Below are 20,706 nucleotides of genomic sequence, written 5' to 3'. Positions count from 1 at the left end.
GGGATCACCGGCGCGCGGGATCGAACAGGCAGGCCGCGGCTATTCCCATTGCGTAGGCGAGAATGTTCCACAGCGAGAAGATGCGGCCGAGCAGCAGCGCGCCTGCGGCAGTCAGCCGAAACGCGTCGAGCCAAGGCGTGTGATACAGGCGGAACAGTTCCACGCAGACCGCAACGATCAGGGCCATGACGGCGGTTGCCACCGGCTGCAGTCTTGCGATCCCCAGCGCCAACAGCAGGTAGACCATCGCGCCCCAGAGCGCCGAGCCACCGTATTTGACGATGACGAAGGGTAGATCGAGCGCATAACCAAACCGCCGGATCGCCAGACCGAGGGCGATGACGAGAAGCAGAGCCGCGAGACGCCGGAACTGCGCACGAGAGTGAGACCGGACGATTTCGGGCAATTGAACCTGTCCTTTCACATCCAAACGTTGCCAGCCGTTGCCAAGTGCCGCCCCTCCTCCGTCGCCAGCCGATGCACAAACAAAAACAGCCGGGCTTCGCAGCCCGGCTGTTCCATTTCCGACGGAGCGGAAGATTAAGCGGCGACGGCCTGCTCTTCGGCAGCAACGCGGGCCTTGTCGGCTGCGCCCTTGGCGTAGGTGTCGCGGTCGACAAATTCGACAACGGCCATGGCGGCATTGTCGCCCTGGCGGAAGCCGGCCTTCATGATGCGCAGGTAGCCGCCGTTGCGGGTGGCGTAACGCGTTGCGATCGTGTCGAACAGCTTCGAAACGACGGCGGCATCGCGGATCTGCGAGATCGCCTGACGGCGGGCGTGCAGGTCGCCGCGCTTGCCGAGCGTCACGAGCTTTTCGACGATCGGACGGATTTCCTTGGCCTTCGGCAGAGTCGTGACGATCTGCTCGTGGGTGATCAGCGAAGCCGCCATGTTGGCGAACATCGCCTTGCGGTGGCTTGCGGTTCTGTTCAGCTTGCGGCCGGCCTTTGCGTGGCGCATTGCTATTCTCCTTTAATGCAGGGCCCTTACTTCGTTACCGGGCCTGCCGTTTCCTGGCACATGCAGGCGATATGCCTGCTGTTTGACGGGGAAAGGCAGCCGATAGAGCCTGCCTTTTGTTTTCTCAGTATTGGTCTTCGTAACGCTTGGCGAGATCTTCGATGTTCTCGGGCGGCCAGGCCGGCACTTCCATGCCGAGGTGCAGGCCCATGGAAGCGAGAACTTCCTTGATTTCGTTCAGCGACTTGCGACCAAAATTCGGTGTGCGGAGCATTTCTGCTTCGGTCTTCTGAATGAGGTCGCCGATGTAGACGATATTGTCGTTCTTCAGGCAGTTTGCCGAACGGACCGACAGCTCGAGTTCGTCCACCTTCTTGAGGAGAGCCGGGTTGAAAGCGAGTTCGGTGACTGCTTCTTCTTCGGTTTCCTTCTGCGGCTCGTCAAAGTTGACGAAGACGCCAAGCTGATCCTGGAGGATGCGCGCCGCGAATGCGACGGCGTCTTCGCCGGTGATCGAGCCATCGGTTTCGATGGTCATGTTCAGCTTGTCGTAGTCGAGAACCTGTCCTTCGCGGGTATTCTCAACCTTGTAGGACACCTTCTTGACCGGCGAATAAAGGCTGTCGACCGGGATGAGACCGATCGGAGCATCTTCCGCACGATTGCGCTCGGCCGGAACGTAGCCCTTGCCGTTGTTGACGGTGAATTCCATGCGGATTTCGGCGCCCTCGTCGAGCGTGCAGATCACATGCTCGGGGTTGAGGATTTCGATATCTCCGACCGTCTGGATGTCGCCAGCCGTGACAACGCCCGGGCCCTGCTTACGCACGACCATGCGCTTCGCGTCGTCGCCATCCATCTTGATGGCGATTTCCTTGATGTTGAGCACGATGTCCGTGACGTCTTCGCGAACGCCCGGAATCGAGGAGAATTCATGCAGCACGCCGTCGATCTGCACCGCCGTGACGGCGGCACCGCGCAGCGAGGAGAGCAGAACGCGGCGCAGTGCGTTGCCGAGGGTGAGGCCGAAACCGCGCTCCAACGGTTCGGCAACGAGCGTCGCCCTGGTGCGCGAGCTCGAGGAGAACTCCACCTTGTTCGGCTTGATCAGTTCCTGCCAGTTCTTCTGAATCATGAGTTTGCCTTCCGTTCGTTGCCACCATCCAATCGTGGCAACCGAGCTTGAAAACCACCGGGAGCGCGAAGGCGCTCACCGGTGACGAGAGCGATGATCAGACGCGGCGCTTCTTGCGCGGACGGCAGCCATTGTGCGGGATCGGGGTCACGTCGCGGATGGACGTGATCATGAAACCCGCAGCCTGGAGCGCGCGCAGAGCCGATTCACGACCCGAACCCGGACCGCAGACTTCGACTTCCAGCGACTTCATGCCGTGCTCCTGGGCCTTCTTGGCGCAGTCTTCGGCAGCGATCTGGGCAGCGAACGGGGTCGACTTGCGCGAGCCCTTGAAGCCCTTGGCGCCAGCCGACGACCAGGCGATCGCATTGCCCTGCGCATCGGTGATGGTGATCATCGTGTTGTTGAAGGTCGAGTTGACGTGAGCGACACCCGACGAGATATTCTTGCGCTCGCGACGGCGAACGCGGACGGCTTCCTTAGCCATGTTATTCCTTTCGTTGATCTCTTCACCGCCGTAATGCCAGCGGCTACACCGGAACGGCGCCTATATGGTCCCGCTCCAAACTCAAAAGAGGCCGGCGCAGACCGCCAGCCCCCTCGTCCCGGTTTCCCGGAGATTACTTCTTCTTGCCAGCGATTGCCTTTGCCGGACCCTTGCGGGTGCGGGCATTGGTGTGCGTACGCTGACCACGGACCGGAAGGCCGCGACGATGACGCAGGCCGCGGTAGCAGCCGAGATCCATCAGACGCTTGATGTTCATCGCGGTATCGCGACGAAGATCGCCCTCGACCTGATAGTCGCGGTCGATGGCTTCGCGGATCTGAAGGACTTCGGCGTCCGTCAGCTGATGCACTCGGCGTTCAGCCGGGATACCGACCTTCTCGACGATTTCCTGTGCGAATTTCGGACCGATCCCGTGAATGTAGGTCAGCGCGATGACAACGCGCTTTGCAGTCGGGATGTTGACGCCAGCGATACGTGCCACGCCTGTTCTCCTTGCATTCCAGTTGCCATCCGGCAAGTGGGCTTCGTTATGCGGTCTTTGGAACCGCCCGTTCAAATTTAGGTCCGCAACATGTCAAAACGACCGAACCCGGACTTCCCTGGGAAATCCGCGCCGATCGCATGGAATGTCGCGAGTTGGCGCGGTGTTTAGCGGAATCACTGCTGAAAAGCAACCGTTCCGCCAAGTTTTATTTTCAAAGCCTTAAAGCTTGCAAAGAATGGCTTCGACCTCGGCTGTCACCTGATCGATCTCCGCCATGCCGTCGACGGACTTGAGCTTGCCCTTGGCATGGTAGTAGCCGATCAGCGGTGAGGTTTCCTTGTAATAGACCTGCAACCGCGCCGTCATGGTTTCCGGAGTGTCGTCCGGACGGCGCTTGAAGTGGGTTGAACCGCACTTGTCGCAAACGCCTTCACTGGCCGGAACCTTGTCGGTGTCGTGATAGACGCTGCCGCACTGTGCACAGGAGTAGCGACCGGCAACACGACGGACCAGTTCTGCATCATCGACTCGGAATTCCACTACGACGGAAAGATCGAGACCCTTGGCCTTCAGCATCGCCTCGGTGGCGTCCGCCTGGACCAGCGTCCGGGGGAAGCCGTCGAGAATGAAGCCGTTGGCGCAATCGGGCTGATCGATTCGCTCCGAGACGATGGCAATGACGATCTCATCCGAGACCAGCTTGCCGGCGTCCATCACCGCCTTGGCGCGCTTGCCGACTTCCGTGCCGGCATTGACCGCTGCACGCAGCATTTCTCCCGTGGAAAGCTGCGGAATGCCGTGCTTTTCCACGATCCGCTGGGCCTGGGTTCCCTTGCCCGCGCCCGGCGGCCCCAAAAGGATAAGTCTCATCGCCCCCTCTTTCCTCCACGCAACTTCGATTTCTTGATCAGGCCTTCGTATTGCTGCGCGATCAGGTGACCCTGGATCTGTGCAACCGTATCAAGAGTTACGCTAACCACGATCAAAAGCGAAGTCCCACCAAGGGATAATGGAATGCCGGTTTGCGACACCAAAATCTCCGGAAGGATGCAGACGAAGACGAGATAGATCGCGCCGATCATCGTGATGCGGGTCAGCACGTAGTCGATATATTCGGCGGTGCGCTCACCCGGACGGATGCCGGGAATGAAGCCGCCATGCTTCTTCAGATTGTCGGCCGTGTCCTTCGGATTGAAGACGATGGCCGTGTAGAAGAAGGCGAAGAAGGCGATCAGTGCCGCATAGAGCACCATGTAGAGCGGCTGGCCATGGCCGAGCGCCGCAACGATCGACGTCGCCCAGGCCGGCATTGCAGTGGTTCTGGCAAAGCCGGCAATCGTTGCCGGCAGCAGCAACAGCGACGACGCGAAAATCGCCGGGATAACGCCCGAGGTGTTGAGCTTGAGCGGCAGATGCGAGGTGTCGCCCTGGAACATGCGGTTGCCGACCTGGCGCTTCGGATATTGAATCAGCAGCCGGCGCTGCGCACGCTCCACGAAGACGATGACGCCGATGACGCCGATCGCAACGATAATGACGAGCAGGATGAGCGGAGTCGACAGCGCACCGGTGCGGCCGAGTTCCAGCGTGCCTGCAAGCGCCGTGGGGAGTCCGGCGGCGATGCCGGCGAAGATGATCAGCGAAATGCCGTTGCCGATGCCGCGCGAGGTGATCTGCTCGCCGAGCCACATCAGGAACATCGTGCCGCCCAGCAGCGTCAGGACGGTGGATACACGGAAGAACCAGCCCGGCTCGACGACGAGGCCCTGGCCGCTCTCAAGACCGGCGGCAATGCCGTAGGCCTGCAGCGCACCGAGAATCACCGTGCCGTAGCGGGTATACTGGTTGATGATCTTGCGGCCCTGCTCGCCTTCCTTCTTCAGGTTTTCGAGCGCCGGCACGACCGAGGTCATCAGCTGCACGATGATCGAAGCGGAGATATAGGGCATGATGCCGAGCGCGAAAATCGCCATGCGCTGAACGGCGCCGCCCGAGAACATGTTGAAAAGGCCGAGAATGCCGCCTGCCTGGCCGCGGAAAGCCTGGGCATAGGCTTCGGGATTGAGACCCGGGAGCGGAATATGGGTGCCGAGCCTGTAGACGAGGAGAGCTGCCAGTGTGAACCACAGGCGCTTCTTCAAATCCTCGGCTTTGGCAAAGGTCGAAAAATTGAGGTTGGATGCCAATTGTTCCGCTGCAGAAGCCATGCGATTCTCCGCGCTACCAATTCCGGCCGTCTCTGGGGGACAGGCCGGCCCCGGAATCAGTATGAAAATTATTCAAAACCGGGCTTGGAACGGATTGCAGTGCAACCCCATGCCTCACCCTTGTTTTCCAGTCTTACCGGCGTGACGCGAGCGCGCCAGCCAACATTTTGTGAGGCCCACATATGGGAGCAAAATCGCCCGGTGTGAAGCACCCCGGGCGACATATCATCAGATTATTATTCGGCTGCAACAGGAGCCGAGAGCAGCGTCACGCTGCCGCCGGCCTTTTCGATCTTCTCGACGGCAGGCTTGGAAGCGCCCGCGACGACGATGGTGATCTTGGCCTTGAGTTCGCCGTCGGCGAGAACGCGCACACCGTCCTTGGCACGGCGGATGACGCCGGCAGCCTTGAGGGAGGCTGCGTCAACCGTGGCCTTCGCATCGAGCTTGCCGGCGTCGATCGCGGCCTGGATACGGGCGAGCGACACGACGACGAAGTCGGAAGCGAAGATGTTATTGAAGCCGCGCTTCGGCAGGCGACGGTAGATCGGCATCTGGCCGCCTTCGAAGCCGTTGATGGCGACGCCGGAACGGGACTTCTGACCCTTCACACCGCGACCACCGGTCTTGCCCGAGCCCGAGCCGATGCCGCGGCCGAGGCGCTTGCGGCTGTGGGTCGAGCCTTCGTTGTCCTTGATTTCATTGAGTTTCATGAGCGTTTCCTCCGTCTCACTTCTCGTCGACGACGCGAACGAGATGCTGGACAGCACGGATCATGCCACGAACCGAAGGAGTATCCTCCAGCGTGCGGCGACGGTGCATCTTGTTCAGTCCGAGACCGATCAGCGTGCGCTGCTGGACGTCCGGACGGCGAATCGGGCTGCCGATCTGTTCGATCGTGACAGTCTTCGCTTCAGCCTTCTTGGTAGCCTTGGCCATTGGTCAGCTCCTCTTATTCTTCAGAGGCGTTGCCGGAGGCGCTACGACGAGCCTGCAGCGTTGCATACTTGATGCCGCGCTGAGCTGCGATGTCCTTCGGGTGAACCTGGTGCTTCAGAGCGTCGAAGGTGGCGCGAACCATGTTGTAGGGGTTCGACGAACCGGTCGACTTGGCGACGACGTCGTGCATGCCGAGCGTTTCGAAAACGGCGCGCATCGGACCGCCGGCGATGATGCCGGTACCGACCTTGGCCGAGCGCAGCAGAACCTTGCCGGCGCCGTGGCGGCCATGAACGTCGTGATGCAGCGTACGGCCGTCACGCAGCGGTACGAAGATCAGTTCGCGCTTGGCAGCTTCGGTTGCCTTGCGGATGGCTTCCGGCACTTCGCGTGCCTTGCCATGGCCGAAGCCGACGCGGCCCTTCTGGTCGCCGACGACGACGAGTGCTGCGAAACCAAAACGACGGCCGCCCTTGACGACCTTGGCGACGCGGTTGATCGCGACAAGCTTGTCGACGAATTCGCTATCGCGCTCTTCACGGCTCTGGCGGTCTTCCCGCTGCGGCCTTCTTTCCTGTGCCATTGTCCTCTTCCTTTTTCTTTTCCGGGTGCAATCGGCAAACAAATGAGGACCGCATCAGCCTTCCCTTTCTCGAGGAGTGCCTTGCGGTCCGGCGAAAATCCGGCCGGCGCAAAAGCGTCCGGCCGGAAACTGATCAGAAGGTGAGACCGCCTTCGCGGGCCGCTTCGGCGAGAGCCTTGATGCGACCATGATAAATGAAGGCGCCACGGTCGAACACGACCTCCGACACGCCGGCCTTGGAGGCGCGCTCGGCGACGAGCTTGCCCACTGCAGCAGCGGCGGCGGTATCGGCACCGGTCTTCAGAGAACCGCGCAGATCCTTATCGAGGGTGGAGGCGGACGCAAGCGTCTTGCCGGCCACATCGTCGATGATCTGGGCATAGATGTTCTTCGATGAGCGATGAACCGACAGGCGCGGACGGCCATTGGCCACCGACTTGATATGACGGCGCACGCGGTTGGCACGACGTGCAAGTGCTTCTTTCCTGCTAGCCATTTCGCGTGATCCTTACTTCTTCTTGCCTTCTTTGCGGACGATCCGCTCGTCGGCATACTTAACGCCCTTGCCCTTGTAGGGCTCGGGACCGCGATATTCGCGGATTTCGGCGGCAACCTGGCCGACCTGCTGCTTGTTGATGCCGCTGACGACGATTTCCGTCGGCTTCGGCACAGCGATCGAGATACCGACCGGCGGTTCGTAGACCACGTCGTGGCTGAAACCGAGGGCCAGCTGCAGGTTCTTGCCCTGCATGGCGGCGCGGTAACCGACGCCGTTGATTTCAAGCTTGCGCTCGAAACCTTCCTTGACGCCCTTGAAGATGCCTTCGATCATCGTGCGGGACATGCCCCACTTCGACCGTGCATTCTTGGACTGGTTCAGCGGCGTCACGACGACCGCGTTGTTTTCGAGCTTGAGGCTGATTTCGTCATTCGCGACGAAGAACAGCTCGCCCTTCGGGCCCTTTGCAGTAACCTTCTGGCCTTCGACCGTAGCCGTGATCCCAGCAGGCACCTGAACGGGCTTCTTACCGATACGAGACATGTTTCAATCCTGTCTGTTCGCTATGGAGACCCTGCCCGATCTTAGAAGACCGAGCAGAGAACCTCGCCACCAACGTTCTGTTCGCGAGCCTGGTGATCGGCCATCACGCCCTTCGGAGTCGAAAGGATGGTGATGCCGAGGCCGTTCGCGACCTGCGGAATGGACTTGACCGAGACATAAACCCGGCGGCCCGGCTTGGACACACGGCCGATCTCGCGGATCACCGATGCGCCTTCATAGTACTTCAGCTCGATGTTGAGCTCCGACTTGCCGTTGCCGAAATCGACGACGGAATAGCCACGGATGTAGCCTTCGGACTGCAGGACATCGAGAACACGTGCACGGAGCTTGGACGCAGGCGTCGAGACCGACGACTTGCGGCGGGAAGCGCCGTTACGGATACGGGTGAGCATATCGCCCAACGGATCAGTCATTGTCATCTAACCTGCTCCTTACCAGCTCGACTTGACGATGCCCGGCACCTTGCCGAGATTGCCGAGTTCACGCAGCGCAATACGCGACATGCGCAGTTTGCGGTAATATGCGCGCGGACGGCCCGACACTTCGCAACGGTTGCGAATGCGGGTCTTCGATCCATCGCGCGGCAGGGATGCCAGCTTGATCGAGGCCTTGAACCGCTCTTCGATCGGAAGAGCCTGGTTCATGATGATCGCCTTCAACGCAGCCCGCTTAGCGGCCTGGTTGGCGACCGTAGTACGGCGGCGCTTGTTCTTTTCAACTGCGCTTGTCTTCGCCATGTCAGGTTCCTTTTCTACGCTCGTCGTTACGGTTATTGACGGAACGGGAAGCTGAACTCCTTCAGGAGAGCCCGTGCTTCGTCGTCGGTCGTCGCCGTCGTGCAAACGATGATGTCCATGCCCCACATCTGATCAACCTTGTCGTAGTTGATCTCAGGGAACACAATGTGCTCCTTGATGCCCATGGCGAAGTTGCCACGGCCGTCAAAGCTCTTCGGGTTCAGGCCGCGGAAGTCGCGAACGCGCGGGAGCGCGATGTTGACCAGACGATCCAGGAACTCGTACATGCGGGCGCCGCGCAGGGTGACCTTTGCGCCGATCGGCATGTTTTCGCGGACCTTGAAGCCTGCGATAGAGTTGCGTGCGCGGGTGATGACCGGCTTCTGACCGGCGATCGCTGCGAGGTCGGCGGCAGCAACCGTCGGCTTCTTAGAGTCAGCGGTCGCTTCACCGACGCCCATGTTGATGACGATCTTGTCGAGCTTCGGAATCATCATCTCGTTGGCGTAGGAGAACTTCTCCTGCATCGCCTTGCGGATGCGCTCGACATATTCCTTCTTGAGCCGCGGCTCGTACTTTGCCTCAGCCATCGATCACTTCTCCAGAACGCTTGGCCACGCGGACCTTCTTGCCGTCAACGACCTTGAAACCGACGCGGGTCGGCTTGCCGTCCTTGTCGACGATTGCAATGTTGGACAGGTGAACCGGGGCTTCCTTGTTGATAATGCCGGCTTCCTGGGTCTGCGTCTGGCGCTGGTGGCGCTTCACGACGTTGACGCCACGGACGACCGCACGATCTTCCTTCGGCATAACCTGAACGACTTCGCCGGTGCGGCCCTTGTCCTTGCCAGCGAGCATGACGACCTTGTCGCCTTTACGAATCTTCTGCATCGCTTCCGCTCCTTACAGTACTTCGGGAGCCAGCGAGATGATCTTCATGTGGTTCTTGGCGCGAAGTTCGCGCGGAACCGGTCCGAAGATACGGGTGCCGATCGGCTCTTTCTTGTTGTCGATGAGGACTGCTGCGTTGGTGTCGAAGCGGATGACCGAGCCATCCGGACGACGGATGTCCTTGGCGGTGCGAACGACAACCGCCTTCATCACGTCACCCTTCTTCACGCGGCCGCGCGGGATCGCTTCCTTGATCGAAACGACGATGACGTCGCCGATCGAGGCATACTTGCGCTTCGAGCCGCCCAGCACCTTGATGCACATGACACGACGTGCGCCGGAATTATCCGCGACGTCGAGGTTTGTTTGCATCTGAATCATATCAGGTCGCCTTCTTGGTTTACCGGAATGGTTGGGCTAGCCCCCTACTCCGGCTTATGAAAATTTTCTGCCGGCCGACCTGCCGAACGGCAGCACAGACACGGCAATAGCTGAATAGCGCGGGATCGATCGTGCCAGGGTGGTTTCCCGAACGGGACCTTCCGTGCGCTCAAAGCAAAAGAACGCCCGGCATTCGAGCGTTCCGACGCTGCTTCATACAGATATTTCGGCGAGACGCAAGGCCTCGCGCAAAATTCTGTTTACTTGCCCTGGGCGGCGATCACCGTCCAGCGCTTGTCCTTGGAGATTGGCGCGCATTCCTCGATGGATACGGTATCGCCGATCTTGTACTGGTTGTTTTCGTCGTGGGCCTTGTACTTCTTGGAACGACGAACGGTCTTCTGGAGCAGCGGGTGAGCAAAACGACGTTCGACACGAACCACTACCGTCTTCTCGTTCTTGTCGCCAACGACGACGCCCTGCAGGATGCGCTTCGGCATATTTTTCTTCCTTTAGGCCTTAACTTCTGCCGCCTTCTGGCGGGCAATGGTTTTCACGCGGGCGATGTCCTTGCGGACTTCGTTGATGCGCGAGGACTTTTCGAGCTGGCCGGTCGCCTTCTGGAAGCGCAGGTTGAACTGCTCCTTCTTCAGCTTGGCAAGCTCGTCCTTGAGTTGGTCGGCGGTCAACGCGCGAACATCTGAGGCTTTCATGAGCTCAATCCTTACTCTGCAATGCGCTGTACGAAGCGCGTCTTGACCGAGAGCTTGGCAGAGCCGAGACGAAGCGCCTCACGGGCGATCTCTTCGCTGACGCCGTCGATCTCGAACATCATACGACCGGGCTTGACCTTGCATGCCCAGTACTCAACGGAGCCCTTACCCTTACCCATGCGGACTTCGGTGGGCTTTGCGGTTACCGGAACGTCCGGGAACACGCGGATCCATACACGGCCGGCGCGCTTCATGTAACGCGTGATCGCGCGGCGAGCCGCTTCGATCTCGCGTGCGTTGACGCGGTTGGGCTCCTGAGCCTTCAGGCCGAATTCGCCGAATGCCAGGTCAGAACCGCCCTTGGCGACGCCCTTGATGCGGCCCTTGAACTGCTTGCGGTACTTAGTACGCTTTGGCTGCAACATTTTCTTACTTCTCCGAGCTTATCTTTCGCCAGCGCTAATTACGCGTTGTCGCGTTCGCGGCGACGATCGCCACGGTCGCGTTCGCGGCTTGCCGGACCCTGTGCGTCGCCTTCCAGCGCGCGACGTTCGGAAGCCATCGGATCGTGCTCAAGGATTTCGCCCTTGAAGATCCAGACCTTGATGCCGCAGATACCGAATGCGGTTTCTGCTTCTGCCGTGCCGTAGTCGATGTCAGCGCGCAGCGTGTGCAGCGGCACGCGACCTTCACGGTACCATTCCGTACGGGCGATTTCCGCACCGCCGAGACGGCCGGCGCAGGTGATCTTGATGCCTTCGGCGCCAAGACGCATCGCGGATTGAACGGCGCGCTTCATGGCGCGGCGGAAAGCCACGCGGCGCTCGAGCTGCTGGGCGATCGACTGAGCGACCAGCGTTGCGTCGACTTCGGGCTTACGCACTTCGACGATGTTGAGGTGCGTTTCCGAGTTGGTCATATCGGACAGCTTCTTGCGGAGCTTGTCGATGTCGGCGCCCTTGCGGCCGATGATCAGGCCCGGACGAGCCGAGTGGATCGTGACGCGGCACTTCTTGTGCGGACGCTCGATGACCACCTTGGAGATCCCGGCCTGCTTCAGTTCGCTCATGACGAACTTGCGCATTTTCAGGTCTTCGTGCAGCAGCTGGCCATACTCGGCATTGTCCGCGAACCAGCGGCTATCCCAGGTACGATTGATGCCGAGACGGAAACCGATCGGATTGATTTTCTGACCCATTATGCGGCCTCCTCTGCTGCCTGCACTTCACGAACGACAATCGTCAGGTGCGCGAAGGGCTTTTCGATGCGCGACGCGCGACCGCGGCCACGAGCGTGGAAGCGCTTCATGACGATCGACTTGCCCACATAGGCCTCGGCGACGACGAGAGCGTCGACGTCGAGATCGTGGTTGTTCTCGGCGTTGGCGATCGCGGATTCGAGCGTCTTCCTGACGGCGCCCGCGATGCGCTTGCGGGAGAACTCCAGCTCAGCGAGTGCTCGCTCGACCTTCTTGCCGCGGATAGCCGCAGCAACCAGGTTGAGCTTCTGGGGGCTGACGCGGAGCGTGCGGGCGACTGCTTGCGCCTCGTTGTCCTTCAGCCGGCGTTCGGCTTTTGCCTTGCCCATTGTTACTTCCTCTTCGCCTTCTTGTCCGCGCCGTGACCGTAGTAGGTGCGGGTCGGAGAGAATTCACCGAATTTGTGGCCGACCATGTCTTCATTGACGCTGACCGGGATATGCTTGCTGCCGTTGTAGACGCCGAAGGTAAGACCGACAAACTGCGGCAGGATCGTGGAGCGACGGCTCCAGATCTTGATCACTTCTGCACGTCCGCCTTCACGAACCTTCTCAGCCTTCTTGAGAAGATAGCCGTCAACGAACGGACCTTTCCATACTGAACGAGCCATTGGAGACTTCCTCTCTTACTTCTTACGCTGATGACGCGAGCGCATGATCATCTTGTCGGTCGACTTGTTCGACCGGGTGCGCTTGCCCTTGGTCGGCTTGCCCCACGGTGTCACCGGATGGCGACCCCCGGAGGTGCGGCCTTCACCACCGCCGTGCGGATGGTCGACCGGGTTCATGACAACACCGCGGTTATGCGGACGCTTCCCGCGCCAGACGGTACGACCGGCTTTGCCGTCGTTGATGTTGGCGTGGTCCGGGTTGGAGACGGCGCCGATCGAAGCGAGGCAGATGCCGCTGACCAGACGCTGTTCGCCGGAGTTAAGGCGAAGGATCGCCATGCCCTGGTCACGACCGACGAGCTGCGCGTAGGAACCGGCGGAACGGGCGATCTGACCGCCCTTGCCCGGCTTCATTTCCACGTTGTGGATGATAGAGCCGACCGGGATGTACTGCAGCGGCATGGTGTTGCCGGGCTTGACGTCGACAGCCTTTTCCGAAGCGATGATCTTGTCGCCGGCAGCAAGACGCTGCGGAGCGATGATGTAGGCCTGTTCGCCGTCGGCATAGCTCACCAGCGCGATGAAAGCCGTGCGGTTTGGGTCGTATTCGATACGCTCGACCGTGCCTTCGACATCGAACTTGCGACGCTTGAAGTCGACCAGACGGTAGCTGCGCTTGTGACCGCCGCCGATGAAGCGGGCAGTGATACGGCCGAGGTTGTTACGACCGCCGCTCTTGGTCAGACCTTCCGTCAGCGCCTTGACCGGCTTGCCCTTGTAGAGCGAGGAGCGGTCCACGATGACCAGCTGACGCTGGCTCGGGGTCGTCGGATTGAATGTTTTCAATGCCATTTTCTTATTCCTCAGAGACCGGTGGAGACGTCGATCGTCTGGCCTTCAGCCAGCGTCACGACAGCCTTCTTCACGTCCTTCTGCTTGCCGACAAAACCGCGGAACCGCTTGGTCTTGCCCTTGCGCAGCAGAGTGTTGACGGCCGTGACCTTGACGCCGAACAGCGCCTCGACCGCAGCCTTGATTTCCGGCTTCGTCGCCTGCTTGGCGACATTGAAAACAACCTGGTTGTTCTCGGATACCAGCGTGGACTTTTCGGTGATCGCCGGGGAGACGATCACATCGTAGTGGCGGAGATCGGTCACTTGAATCGCTCCTCTAGCGCTTCAACCGCAGCCTTGGAAAGCACGAGCTTGCCGCGGCGCACGATGTCGTAAACGTTGATGCCCTGGATCGGCAGAACATCGATGTTCGGGATGTTCTGAGCTGCGAGCTTGAAGTTGCCGTCAAGCTCTGCGCCGCCGATGAAGAGGGCGTTGGTCAGGCCGAGCGTCTCGAAAGCGGACGCGAGAACCTTGGTCTTGGCTTCGGCAGCAACCAGGTTATCGATGACGATGACGTCATCGGCCTTGATCTTGGCCGAAAGGGCGTGGCGAAGGCCAAGCGCGCGAACCTTCTTCGGAAGGTCGTGCTCGTGGCTGCGGACTACAGGGCCGTGGGCCTTGCCGCCGCCGCGGAACTGCGGAGCACGAGCCGAATGGTGACGAGCGCGGCCCGTACCCTTCTGCTTGTACATCTTGGCGCCGGTGCGCGAAACTTCAGCGCGGCCCTTTGCCTTGTGCGTGCCCTGCTGCTTCTTGGCAAGCTGCCAACGTATGACGCGGGCGAGAATGTCTTCACGGGGCTCGAGGCCGAAAATTTCGTCCGAAAGGGAAACCTTCCCGGCGTCTTTTCCCTCGAGGGTCTTGACGTTCAATTCCATTGATCTGGCTCCCTTACTTCGCGGCCGACTTGACGGCGTCGCGCACGATGATCCAGGCACCCTTGGAACCGGGAACAGCACCTTTGATCAGGATCAGACCGCGATCTTCGTCGGTCGAAACCACTTCCAGGTTCTGTGTCGTGACGCGCGTCTGGCCCATGTGACCAGCCATCTTCTTGTTCTTGAAAACCTTGCCCGGATCCTGGCGCGAGCCGGTCGAACCGTGCGAGCGGTGCGAAACCGACACACCGTGCGTGGCGCGCAGACCGCCGAAACCGTGGCGCTTCATGGCGCCGGCAAAACCCTTACCGATCGTCGTGCCCGTCACGTCGACGAGCTGACCGGCTGCAAAGTGACCTGCCTTAAGCTCGGTGCCGATCTCGAGCAGATTGTCTTCCGAGACGCGGAATTCTGCGAGCTTGGCCTTCGGCTCGACGTTGGCGACGGCAAAGTTGCCGCGCATCGCCTTCGACGTGTTCTTCACCTTCGCCTGGCCTGCACCGAGCTGAACTGCGGTATAGCCATTCTTTTCGACAGTGCGCGTGGCAACGACCTGGCAGCCGTCCATACGCAGTACCGTTACCGGGACATGCTCGCCGGCGTCGTTGTAGACGCGGGTCATTCCCACCTTCTGTGCAATCACACCTGAACGCATCGGTTCAATCCTTCCAACTCAGCTCGAGCAAGCTCAGAGCTTGATCTCAACATCGACACCGGCGGCGAGATCGAGCTTCATCAGCGCGTCCACCGTCTGCGGGGTCGGGTCTACGATGTCGAGAAGGCGCTTATGCGTGCGCATCTCGAACTGTTCGCGGCTCTTCTTGTCGATGTGCGGGGACCGGTTGACCGTAAACTTCTCGATGCGGGTCGGAAGCGGAACGGGGCCCCGGACGCTTGCACCGGTGCGCTTCGCCGTCGACACGATCTCGCGCGTAGAAGCATCGAGAATCCGGTGATCGAACGCCTTCAGGCGAATGCGGATATTTTGGCCGTTCATTCGACGTTATCCTTGTGTTTGTTTTCCACATGTCTGTGAACAAGACACGGGTTGTTCTTTCTTCCTAAGGCGGACCACCGGTTTCAAAGATCGAGAGGGCGCCGAAGCGGAACCCTATCTAGTCTTCAGGGCCTTCTCGCCCACCTTAATTGGTTGTTTAGTCACCACTTCGTCATCCGAAGCAGTACGCAAATCGCGCTCGCGCGCCATTTGCTATATTTCTGTGTAATAAGCAAGCGACTTGCGCCGCCTGCTTCATAATAATGTCATCGAATCGGCCACTCCGCCGGAGCGGCCGAAGGAATTACTCGACGATCGAGGCGACGATACCGGCGCCGACGGTGCGGCCGCCTTCGCGGATGGCGAAGCGCAGCTTTTCTTCCATCGCGATCGGAACGATCAGCTCGACGGCAACCGTGACGTTGTCGCCCGGCATGACCATTTCCGTGCCTTCCGGCAGCGTCACGATGCCGGTCACGTCCGTCGTGCGGAAGTAGAACTGCGGACGATAGTTGGTGAAGAACGGCGTATGACGGCCGCCCTCTTCCTTCGTCAGGATGTAGGCTTCTGCCATGAACTTCTTGTGCGGCTTGACCGAACCCGGCTTGCACAGGATCTGGCCACGCTCGACGCCGTCACGGTTCACACCGCGAACCAGTGCGCCGATGTTGTCGCCGGCCTGGCCCTGGTCGAGCAGCTTGCGGAACATTTCAACGCCGGTCACCGTCGTCTTCGAGGTCGGACGGATGCCGACGATCTCGACTTCTTCGCCAACCTTGACAATGCCACGCTCGACGCGGCCGGTCACGACCGTGCCGCGGCCGGAGATCGAGAACACGTCTTCGATCGGCATCAGGAACGGCTGGTCGATCGGACGCTCAGGCGTCGGGATGTAGGAGTCGACCGCTGCCATCAGTTCGCGGATCGCGTCTTCGCCGATCTTCTTGTCGCTATCTTCAAGAGCAGCAAGCGCCGAACCCTTGATGACCGGAATGTCATCGCCCGGGAAGTCGTAGGACGACAGCAGTTCGCGAACTTCGAGCTCAACCAGCTCGAGCAGTTCGGCGTCGTCAACCTGGTCGACCTTGTTCAGGAATACCACGATCGCCGGAACGCCGACCTGGCGGGCCAGCAGGATATGCTCGCGCGTCTGCGGCATCGGGCCGTCGGCCGCCGAGCAAACCAGGATCGCGCCGTCCATCTGCGCAGCACCGGTGATCATGTTCTTCACGTAGTCGGCATGGCCGGGGCAGTCGACGTGCGCGTAGTGGCGGTTCGCCGTCTCATATTCGACGTGCGCCGTCGAGATCGTGATGCCGCGCGCCTTCTCTTCCGGAGCCGCGTCGATCTGGTCGTACGCCTTGAACTCACCGAAGTACTTCGTGATCGCTGCCGTCAGAGACGTCTTGCCATGGTCAACGTGGCCGATCGTGCCAATGTTGACGTGCGGCTTGTTGCGCTCAAACTTACTCTTTGCCATTTTCGGCTCTCCGTTTTGCTAGTCCCCGAGGGGATCTAATTCTTGTTATCGGTCAATTGGTATTCCGGTCACTTCTGACCGGAATACTTTGCCTGGATTTCGGTTGCGACGTTCGACGGGACCGGCGCATAGTGATCGAAGGTCATCGTGTACTGAGCACGGCCCTGCGACATGGAGCGCAGGTTGTCGACGTACTTGAACATGTTCGCCAGCGGAACGTTGGCGCTGATGACGACAGCGATACCGCGGCTTTCCTGACCCTGGATCTGGCCACGGCGGGAGTTGAGGTCGCCGATAACGTCGCCGACGTAATCTTCCGGAGTGACGACTTCGACCTTCATCATCGGCTCGAGGAGCTGAGCGCCAGCCTTCTTCGCTGCTTCACGGAAACAGGCGCGGGAAGCGATTTCGAACGCCAGAACCGACGAGTCGACGTCGTGGAAGGCGCCGTCGATGAGCGTCGCCTTGACACCGAGCATCGGGAAGCCAGCGAGCGGACCCGAAGACAGCACGCTTTCGATGCCCTTTTGAACGCCCGGGATGTATTCCTTCGGAACAGAACCACCGACGATCTTGGACTCGAACTTGAAATCTTCGCCTTCCGGGTTCGGTTCGAAGATGATCTTGACGCGCGCGAACTGGCCGGTACCACCGGTCTGCTTCTTGTGCGTGTAGTCTTCTTCGGTCTGGCGCGTGATGGTTTCGCGGTAAGCAACCTGCGGCGCGCCGACGTTTGCTTCAACCTTGAACTCGCGGCGCATGCGGTCGACGATGATGTCGAGGTGCAGTTCGCCCATGCCGGCAATGATCGTCTGACCGGATTCCTGATCCGTCTTCACGCGGAAGGACGGGTCTTCGGCAGCCAGGCGATTGAGCGCGAGGCCCATCTTTTCCTGGTCGCCCTTGGACTTCGGCTCGATGGCGATCTGAATAACCGGCTCAGGGAATTCCATGCGCTCGAGGATAACCGGCTTCAGCGGATCGCAGAGCGTATCGCCAGTGGTGGTTTCCTTGAGGCCGGCGAGAGCAACGATGTCGCCTGCAAAGGCTTCTTCGATGTCTTCACGCGAGTTGGAGTGCATCTGCAGCATGCGGCCGACGCGCTCACGCTTGTCCTTGACCGTGTTCAGAACCGAGGAGCCTTTTTCGAGCTTGCCGGAATAGATGCGGGCGAAGGTCAGCGAACCGACGAAGGGGTCGTTCATGATCTTGAACGCCAGCATGGAAAGCGGCTCGGCGTCATCTGCATGACGCTCGATGTCGGCTTCGGTCTTGAAGTCGATGCCCTTGATGGCCGGAATGTCGAGCGGCGACGGCAGGTAGTCGACAACGGCGTCGAGCAGCGGCTGAACGCCCTTGTTCTTGAAGGCGGTGCCGCAGAACATCGGATGGAACTTGACGTCGATCGTGCCGCGGCGAACGAGCTCGCGGATCTTGTCGTTGTCGGGCATGTTGCCTTCGAGGTAAGCTTCCATCGCAGCTTCGTCGATCTCGACAACCGTCTCGATCAGCTTTTCGCGATATTCTTCAGCCTTGGCCTTCAGGTCTTCCGGGATTTCGACGACGTCCCACTGGGCGCCGAGCGATTCGTCGCGCCAGATCAGAGCGTTCATCTCGACCAGGTCGACAACGCCCTTGAAATCGCTTTCGGCGCCGATCGGCAGCTGCATGACGACAGCAGTCGCACCGAGACGGGTCTTGATCATCTCGACGGAGCGGTAGAAGTCGGCGCCGGTCTTATCCATCTTGTTGCAGAAGATCATGCGCGGAACATTGTACTTCTCAGCCTGACGCCAGACGGTTTCCGTCTGCGGCTCTACGCCGGCGTTGGCGTCGAGAAGAGCAATCGCACCGTCGAGGACGCGCAGCGAACGCTCGACTTCGATGGTGAAGTCGACGTGGCCGGGAGTGTCGATGATGTTGAAGCGGCGCATCTTGCCGTCACGGCCCTTCCAGAAGGTCGTGGTGGCAGCAGAGGTGATCGTGATGCCACGCTCCTGCTCCTGCTCCATCCAGTCCATGGTGGCTGCGCCGTCGTGGACTTCGCCGATCTTGTGCGACTTGCCGGTGTAGTAAAGGATACGCTCGGTGGTCGTGGTCTTGCCGGCGTCGATATGCGCCATGATACCGAAATTGCGGTAGTCTTCGATCTTATATTCGCGAGCCATTGTGGACTGCCTTTCGATACCGTTCGGAATTACCAGCGATAGTGCGAGAACGCGCGGTTGGCGTCAGCCATCTTGTGCGTGTCTTCGCGCTTCTTGACGGCGGAGCCGCGGTTGTTGGACGCATCGAGCAGTTCGCCGGAAAGACGATCGATCATGGTCGTTTCGTTGCGCTTGCGGGCGGCGGCGATCAGCCAGCGAATGGCGAGGGCCTGGCGGCGCTCCGGACGAACGTCGACCGGAACCTGATAGGTCGCACCACCGACGCGGCGCGAGCGAACTTCAACGTGCGGGGCAATATTGTCGAGAGCAGAATGGAAAACCGAAAGCGGCTCCTGCTTGGACTTACCCTGAACGGCGTCGAACGCGCCATAGACGATGTTTTCAGCAACGGACTTCTTGCCATCGAGCATGATGGCATTCATGAACTTGGTGACAACGAGATCGCCGAACTTCGGATCCGGATTGATCTCGCGCTTTTCTGCTTTATGACGTCTGGACATACTTTTCGTCTCTTCAACCGTTAAGGCGCTTCATCACGCGGAGGACCTCGCGCAGCGCCGGACTATTCGAAACCGAATTACTTCGGACGCTTCGCGCCGTACTTGGAGCGGCGCTGCTTGCGGTTCTTGACACCCTGGGTATCGAGAACGCCGCGGATGATGTGGTAACGGACACCCGGAAGGTCCTTGACGCGGCCGCCGCGGATCATCACGACGGAGTGTTCCTGAAGGTTGTGACCTTCACCGGGGATGTAACCAATGACTTCGAAGCCGTTGGTCAGGCGGATCTTGGCGACCTTACGCAGCGCCGAGTTCGGCTTCTTCGGCGTCGTCGTGTAGACGCGCGTGCAAACGCCGCGCTTCTGCGGGTTCTCCTGGAGAGCGGGAACCTTATTACGCTTTACGTTCGCCTGGCGAGGCTTGCGGATCAGCTGGTTTACGGTAGGCATTCAACCATCCCTTACGTTTATCTCAGTACCCTTGCGGGCTTGAACTCGCGCCGTCTCCGGCAATGGCGCATGTTTTCGGCTCAATGCGCAAAATATGGCCCGATCCGCTTCCGCAGATGGACCACAAAGAGCAGAGGACGCATGAAATTATGCGTCATGCGTGCAGCATCATGACTTCAACGTGCGTTTAGAACCTTGTTTGAGGTGAACTTCAGGGCGCGTCGCCCCGAACAGCCAAGCCTCACATGGGATCTGATGGGCGGGGTACTACTGGTTTCCACCCCTCCCGTCAAGGGCGGTTAAGAAATAAACTCGCCGCATCGCCTTGATCTGCGGGCCTAACGCCCTGATTTCATCCTTCTAGACGAAATCACGGCCGTGCACCAAGATAAAAACTTGGGCATTGCGGCAAAAGCAGTTAAGGAATCAGTAATTGCGGCGTACGGCCCTCACAACAGGATTCGAGCGACCGAATCGTCAAAGAGCCGAAGGACAGGCGATGATTACGACACCTGATAACGACAATAATTTCGACGGACCAATGGTCTTCATCATCATCGGCAAAGGCTACGAGTCCGACGACAGCGAAGGCATCGACCTGCACATCATGCTGAAGGCGCCCGACGACGACACAGCCGTCCGCGAGGCCCTGAACGCCCTCGCCGAGGAAGGCTTCATCGAGGCCGATCTGGACCAGATCGGCATGCTGACCGAGGTGCCCGCCGAAGAGCCGCACGCCTCTGCCTATCAGGGCGCCGTCGACGGCGAGGTCGCCATCATCCGTTTCAACTGAAGGGAGTCGCCGCTGACGCTGCGGGTCGCAAAGGCAGCATAAAGCGGAAGCAGCACCTTCCCTTCCCCAACCT

Annotated in this window: 33 protein-coding genes; 1 reads left to right on the top strand and 32 read right to left on the bottom strand. The window is 60.0% G+C overall.

Annotation, left to right across the window (positions count from 1 at the left end):
- Window positions 1-4: 4 nt before the first annotated feature.
- The 32 genes from J2J99_RS08710 to rpsL form a co-directional block, all read right to left on the bottom strand.
- The gene (locus tag J2J99_RS08710; protein ID WP_168301518.1) at window positions 5-406 is read right to left on the bottom strand and encodes a ribosomal maturation YjgA family protein; all 402 of its coding nucleotides are present in this window, start codon (window positions 404-406) and stop codon (window positions 5-7) included.
- Between the two features lie 134 nt (window positions 407-540).
- On the bottom strand, window positions 541-963 hold the full coding sequence (gene rplQ / locus J2J99_RS08705) for a 50S ribosomal protein L17 (protein WP_168301517.1): 423 nt from the start codon (window positions 961-963) through the stop codon (window positions 541-543).
- 124 nt (window positions 964-1,087) lie between these two features.
- The gene (locus J2J99_RS08700) at window positions 1,088-2,098 is read right to left on the bottom strand and encodes a DNA-directed RNA polymerase subunit alpha (RefSeq protein ID WP_003547579.1); all 1,011 of its coding nucleotides are present in this window, start codon (window positions 2,096-2,098) and stop codon (window positions 1,088-1,090) included.
- A gap of 97 nt (window positions 2,099-2,195) precedes the next feature.
- Complete coding sequence (gene rpsK, locus J2J99_RS08695) at window positions 2,196-2,585, bottom strand: 30S ribosomal protein S11 (protein WP_003547577.1); 390 nt, start codon at window positions 2,583-2,585, stop codon at window positions 2,196-2,198.
- Between the two features lie 133 nt (window positions 2,586-2,718).
- Window positions 2,719-3,087 carry a 30S ribosomal protein S13 gene (rpsM, locus tag J2J99_RS08690; RefSeq protein WP_003573772.1) on the bottom strand — a complete coding sequence of 123 codons (369 nt, stop codon included), beginning with the start codon at window positions 3,085-3,087 and terminating at the stop codon, window positions 2,719-2,721.
- A 222-nt stretch (window positions 3,088-3,309) separates the two neighbouring features.
- Window positions 3,310-3,960 carry an adenylate kinase gene (locus J2J99_RS08685; protein ID WP_168301516.1) on the bottom strand — a complete coding sequence of 217 codons (651 nt, stop codon included), beginning with the start codon at window positions 3,958-3,960 and terminating at the stop codon, window positions 3,310-3,312.
- On the bottom strand, window positions 3,957-5,297 hold the full coding sequence (gene secY / locus J2J99_RS08680; protein WP_168301515.1) for a preprotein translocase subunit SecY: 1,341 nt from the start codon (window positions 5,295-5,297) through the stop codon (window positions 3,957-3,959). Before secY ends, J2J99_RS08685 begins: the two co-directional genes overlap by 4 nt.
- A gap of 236 nt (window positions 5,298-5,533) precedes the next feature.
- Complete coding sequence (rplO, locus tag J2J99_RS08675; protein WP_168301514.1) at window positions 5,534-6,010, bottom strand: 50S ribosomal protein L15; 477 nt, start codon at window positions 6,008-6,010, stop codon at window positions 5,534-5,536.
- Between the two features lie 16 nt (window positions 6,011-6,026).
- Entirely contained in the window at window positions 6,027-6,236 is a 210-nt protein-coding gene (gene rpmD / locus J2J99_RS08670; protein WP_003547566.1) for a 50S ribosomal protein L30, read from the bottom strand.
- 13 nt (window positions 6,237-6,249) lie between these two features.
- The gene (gene rpsE / locus J2J99_RS08665) at window positions 6,250-6,819 is read right to left on the bottom strand and encodes a 30S ribosomal protein S5 (RefSeq protein ID WP_003573784.1); all 570 of its coding nucleotides are present in this window, start codon (window positions 6,817-6,819) and stop codon (window positions 6,250-6,252) included.
- 133 nt (window positions 6,820-6,952) lie between these two features.
- A complete protein-coding gene (gene rplR / locus J2J99_RS08660; RefSeq protein WP_064682265.1) occupies window positions 6,953-7,315 on the bottom strand; it encodes a 50S ribosomal protein L18 in 363 nt (120 codons plus the stop codon).
- 12 nt (window positions 7,316-7,327) lie between these two features.
- The gene (gene rplF / locus J2J99_RS08655; RefSeq protein ID WP_168301513.1) at window positions 7,328-7,861 is read right to left on the bottom strand and encodes a 50S ribosomal protein L6; all 534 of its coding nucleotides are present in this window, start codon (window positions 7,859-7,861) and stop codon (window positions 7,328-7,330) included.
- A gap of 41 nt (window positions 7,862-7,902) precedes the next feature.
- Window positions 7,903-8,301: a 30S ribosomal protein S8 gene (rpsH, locus tag J2J99_RS08650; protein ID WP_004674934.1), complete on the bottom strand. Its 399-nt coding sequence runs from the start codon at window positions 8,299-8,301 to the stop codon at window positions 7,903-7,905.
- Between the two features lie 12 nt (window positions 8,302-8,313).
- The gene (rpsN, locus tag J2J99_RS08645; RefSeq protein ID WP_003573787.1) at window positions 8,314-8,619 is read right to left on the bottom strand and encodes a 30S ribosomal protein S14; all 306 of its coding nucleotides are present in this window, start codon (window positions 8,617-8,619) and stop codon (window positions 8,314-8,316) included.
- 32 nt (window positions 8,620-8,651) lie between these two features.
- Window positions 8,652-9,209 carry a 50S ribosomal protein L5 gene (gene rplE / locus J2J99_RS08640; RefSeq protein ID WP_004674930.1) on the bottom strand — a complete coding sequence of 186 codons (558 nt, stop codon included), beginning with the start codon at window positions 9,207-9,209 and terminating at the stop codon, window positions 8,652-8,654.
- The gene (gene rplX / locus J2J99_RS08635) at window positions 9,202-9,510 is read right to left on the bottom strand and encodes a 50S ribosomal protein L24 (protein ID WP_004674929.1); all 309 of its coding nucleotides are present in this window, start codon (window positions 9,508-9,510) and stop codon (window positions 9,202-9,204) included. Before rplX ends, rplE begins: the two co-directional genes overlap by 8 nt.
- A 12-nt stretch (window positions 9,511-9,522) precedes the next feature.
- A complete protein-coding gene (gene rplN, locus J2J99_RS08630; protein WP_003573790.1) occupies window positions 9,523-9,891 on the bottom strand; it encodes a 50S ribosomal protein L14 in 369 nt (122 codons plus the stop codon).
- 260 nt (window positions 9,892-10,151) lie between these two features.
- Complete coding sequence (gene rpsQ, locus J2J99_RS08625) at window positions 10,152-10,391, bottom strand: 30S ribosomal protein S17 (protein WP_004674926.1); 240 nt, start codon at window positions 10,389-10,391, stop codon at window positions 10,152-10,154.
- Window positions 10,392-10,403: 12 nt separating this feature from the next.
- Complete coding sequence (rpmC, locus tag J2J99_RS08620; protein WP_004674925.1) at window positions 10,404-10,604, bottom strand: 50S ribosomal protein L29; 201 nt, start codon at window positions 10,602-10,604, stop codon at window positions 10,404-10,406.
- 11 nt (window positions 10,605-10,615) lie between these two features.
- Window positions 10,616-11,029 carry a 50S ribosomal protein L16 gene (rplP, locus tag J2J99_RS08615; protein WP_003573792.1) on the bottom strand — a complete coding sequence of 138 codons (414 nt, stop codon included), beginning with the start codon at window positions 11,027-11,029 and terminating at the stop codon, window positions 10,616-10,618.
- 38 nt (window positions 11,030-11,067) lie between these two features.
- Window positions 11,068-11,802 (bottom strand): 30S ribosomal protein S3, encoded by a 735-nt coding sequence (rpsC, locus tag J2J99_RS08610; protein WP_003573793.1) that lies wholly within the window; start codon window positions 11,800-11,802, stop codon window positions 11,068-11,070.
- Entirely contained in the window at window positions 11,802-12,191 is a 390-nt protein-coding gene (gene rplV, locus J2J99_RS08605) for a 50S ribosomal protein L22 (RefSeq protein WP_064801907.1), read from the bottom strand. The genes rpsC and rplV overlap by 1 nt, the downstream gene beginning before the upstream one ends.
- A gap of 2 nt (window positions 12,192-12,193) precedes the next feature.
- The gene (gene rpsS / locus J2J99_RS08600) at window positions 12,194-12,472 is read right to left on the bottom strand and encodes a 30S ribosomal protein S19 (protein WP_003573797.1); all 279 of its coding nucleotides are present in this window, start codon (window positions 12,470-12,472) and stop codon (window positions 12,194-12,196) included.
- A gap of 15 nt (window positions 12,473-12,487) precedes the next feature.
- Entirely contained in the window at window positions 12,488-13,324 is an 837-nt protein-coding gene (gene rplB, locus J2J99_RS08595; RefSeq protein ID WP_168301512.1) for a 50S ribosomal protein L2, read from the bottom strand.
- 11 nt (window positions 13,325-13,335) lie between these two features.
- Window positions 13,336-13,629 (bottom strand): 50S ribosomal protein L23, encoded by a 294-nt coding sequence (locus J2J99_RS08590; RefSeq protein ID WP_003547550.1) that lies wholly within the window; start codon window positions 13,627-13,629, stop codon window positions 13,336-13,338.
- Window positions 13,626-14,246, bottom strand: a complete 621-nt coding sequence (gene rplD, locus J2J99_RS08585; RefSeq protein WP_037138168.1) for a 50S ribosomal protein L4 — start codon at window positions 14,244-14,246, stop codon at window positions 13,626-13,628. The genes J2J99_RS08590 and rplD overlap by 4 nt, the downstream gene beginning before the upstream one ends.
- 13 nt (window positions 14,247-14,259) lie before the next feature.
- Window positions 14,260-14,901, bottom strand: a complete 642-nt coding sequence (gene rplC, locus J2J99_RS08580) for a 50S ribosomal protein L3 (protein ID WP_004674916.1) — start codon at window positions 14,899-14,901, stop codon at window positions 14,260-14,262.
- Between the two features lie 33 nt (window positions 14,902-14,934).
- Complete coding sequence (gene rpsJ / locus J2J99_RS08575) at window positions 14,935-15,243, bottom strand: 30S ribosomal protein S10 (RefSeq protein ID WP_003547547.1); 309 nt, start codon at window positions 15,241-15,243, stop codon at window positions 14,935-14,937.
- 304 nt (window positions 15,244-15,547) lie between these two features.
- Window positions 15,548-16,723, bottom strand: coding sequence for an elongation factor Tu (gene tuf / locus J2J99_RS08570; protein ID WP_207600958.1), 1,176 nt, complete (start codon window positions 16,721-16,723; stop codon window positions 15,548-15,550).
- Between the two features lie 68 nt (window positions 16,724-16,791).
- Entirely contained in the window at window positions 16,792-18,891 is a 2,100-nt protein-coding gene (gene fusA / locus J2J99_RS08565) for an elongation factor G (protein WP_064682261.1), read from the bottom strand.
- A 29-nt stretch (window positions 18,892-18,920) separates the two neighbouring features.
- Window positions 18,921-19,391: a 30S ribosomal protein S7 gene (gene rpsG, locus J2J99_RS08560; RefSeq protein ID WP_004669085.1), complete on the bottom strand. Its 471-nt coding sequence runs from the start codon at window positions 19,389-19,391 to the stop codon at window positions 18,921-18,923.
- Window positions 19,392-19,468: 77 nt separating this feature from the next.
- Window positions 19,469-19,840: a 30S ribosomal protein S12 gene (gene rpsL, locus J2J99_RS08555; protein ID WP_003547537.1), complete on the bottom strand. Its 372-nt coding sequence runs from the start codon at window positions 19,838-19,840 to the stop codon at window positions 19,469-19,471.
- A 499-nt stretch (window positions 19,841-20,339) separates the two neighbouring features.
- Here rpsL and J2J99_RS08550 point away from each other — a divergent pair, with 499 nt between their 5' ends.
- Window positions 20,340-20,633, top strand: coding sequence for a hypothetical protein (locus J2J99_RS08550; protein WP_003587200.1), 294 nt, complete (start codon window positions 20,340-20,342; stop codon window positions 20,631-20,633).
- Window positions 20,634-20,706 lie beyond the last annotated feature (73 nt).

It is taken from the genome of Rhizobium binae, from assembly GCF_017357225.1.
Taxonomy (GTDB): domain Bacteria; phylum Pseudomonadota; class Alphaproteobacteria; order Rhizobiales; family Rhizobiaceae; genus Rhizobium; species Rhizobium binae.
The sequence above is the reverse complement of the archived record's forward strand: the minus strand, read 5'-3'. Positions and strand labels throughout refer to the sequence as shown.

Coding starts and splice junctions, on each gene's coding strand:
- rpmC (WP_004674925.1), bottom strand. CDS start 10,604: ATGAAAGCCTCAGATGTTCGCGCGTTGACCGCCGACCAACTCAAGGAC.
- rplE (WP_004674930.1), bottom strand. CDS start 9,209: ATGGCTGAGGCAAAGTACGAGCCGCGGCTCAAGAAGGAATATGTCGAG.
- rplV (WP_064801907.1), bottom strand. CDS start 12,191: ATGGGCAAGGCAAAAGCCGAACGCCGGCTGAAGGACAACGAGGCGCAA.
- tuf (WP_207600958.1), bottom strand. CDS start 16,723: ATGGCAAAGAGTAAGTTTGAGCGCAACAAGCCGCACGTCAACATTGGC.
- J2J99_RS08700 (WP_003547579.1), bottom strand. CDS start 2,098: ATGATTCAGAAGAACTGGCAGGAACTGATCAAGCCGAACAAGGTGGAG.
- rplP (WP_003573792.1), bottom strand. CDS start 11,029: ATGTTGCAGCCAAAGCGTACTAAGTACCGCAAGCAGTTCAAGGGCCGC.
- rpsC (WP_003573793.1), bottom strand. CDS start 11,802: ATGGGTCAGAAAATCAATCCGATCGGTTTCCGTCTCGGCATCAATCGT.
- rpsE (WP_003573784.1), bottom strand. CDS start 6,819: ATGGCACAGGAAAGAAGGCCGCAGCGGGAAGACCGCCAGAGCCGTGAA.
- rplX (WP_004674929.1), bottom strand. CDS start 9,510: ATGCAGAAGATTCGTAAAGGCGACAAGGTCGTCATGCTCGCTGGCAAG.
- rpsJ (WP_003547547.1), bottom strand. CDS start 15,243: ATGAACGGCCAAAATATCCGCATTCGCCTGAAGGCGTTCGATCACCGG.
- rplO (WP_168301514.1), bottom strand. CDS start 6,010: ATGAAACTCAATGAAATCAAGGACAACGAAGGCTCGACCCACAGCCGC.
- rpsG (WP_004669085.1), bottom strand. CDS start 19,391: ATGTCCAGACGTCATAAAGCAGAAAAGCGCGAGATCAATCCGGATCCG.
- rpsS (WP_003573797.1), bottom strand. CDS start 12,472: ATGGCTCGTTCAGTATGGAAAGGTCCGTTCGTTGACGGCTATCTTCTC.
- rpsH (WP_004674934.1), bottom strand. CDS start 8,301: ATGACAATGACTGATCCGTTGGGCGATATGCTCACCCGTATCCGTAAC.
- J2J99_RS08685 (WP_168301516.1), bottom strand. CDS start 3,960: ATGAGACTTATCCTTTTGGGGCCGCCGGGCGCGGGCAAGGGAACCCAG.
- rplB (WP_168301512.1), bottom strand. CDS start 13,324: ATGGCATTGAAAACATTCAATCCGACGACCCCGAGCCAGCGTCAGCTG.
- J2J99_RS08550 (WP_003587200.1), top strand. CDS start 20,340: ATGATTACGACACCTGATAACGACAATAATTTCGACGGACCAATGGTC.
- rplQ (WP_168301517.1), bottom strand. CDS start 963: ATGCGCCACGCAAAGGCCGGCCGCAAGCTGAACAGAACCGCAAGCCAC.
- rpmD (WP_003547566.1), bottom strand. CDS start 6,236: ATGGCCAAGGCTACCAAGAAGGCTGAAGCGAAGACTGTCACGATCGAA.
- rpsN (WP_003573787.1), bottom strand. CDS start 8,619: ATGGCGAAGACAAGCGCAGTTGAAAAGAACAAGCGCCGCCGTACTACG.
- rpsK (WP_003547577.1), bottom strand. CDS start 2,585: ATGGCTAAGGAAGCCGTCCGCGTTCGCCGTCGCGAGCGCAAGAATATC.
- rplD (WP_037138168.1), bottom strand. CDS start 14,246: ATGGAATTGAACGTCAAGACCCTCGAGGGAAAAGACGCCGGGAAGGTT.
- fusA (WP_064682261.1), bottom strand. CDS start 18,891: ATGGCTCGCGAATATAAGATCGAAGACTACCGCAATTTCGGTATCATG.
- rplN (WP_003573790.1), bottom strand. CDS start 9,891: ATGATTCAGATGCAAACAAACCTCGACGTCGCGGATAATTCCGGCGCA.
- rplR (WP_064682265.1), bottom strand. CDS start 7,315: ATGGCTAGCAGGAAAGAAGCACTTGCACGTCGTGCCAACCGCGTGCGC.
- rplF (WP_168301513.1), bottom strand. CDS start 7,861: ATGTCTCGTATCGGTAAGAAGCCCGTTCAGGTGCCTGCTGGGATCACG.
- rpsL (WP_003547537.1), bottom strand. CDS start 19,840: ATGCCTACCGTAAACCAGCTGATCCGCAAGCCTCGCCAGGCGAACGTA.
- rpsQ (WP_004674926.1), bottom strand. CDS start 10,391: ATGCCGAAGCGCATCCTGCAGGGCGTCGTCGTTGGCGACAAGAACGAG.
- secY (WP_168301515.1), bottom strand. CDS start 5,297: ATGGCTTCTGCAGCGGAACAATTGGCATCCAACCTCAATTTTTCGACC.
- rplC (WP_004674916.1), bottom strand. CDS start 14,901: ATGCGTTCAGGTGTGATTGCACAGAAGGTGGGAATGACCCGCGTCTAC.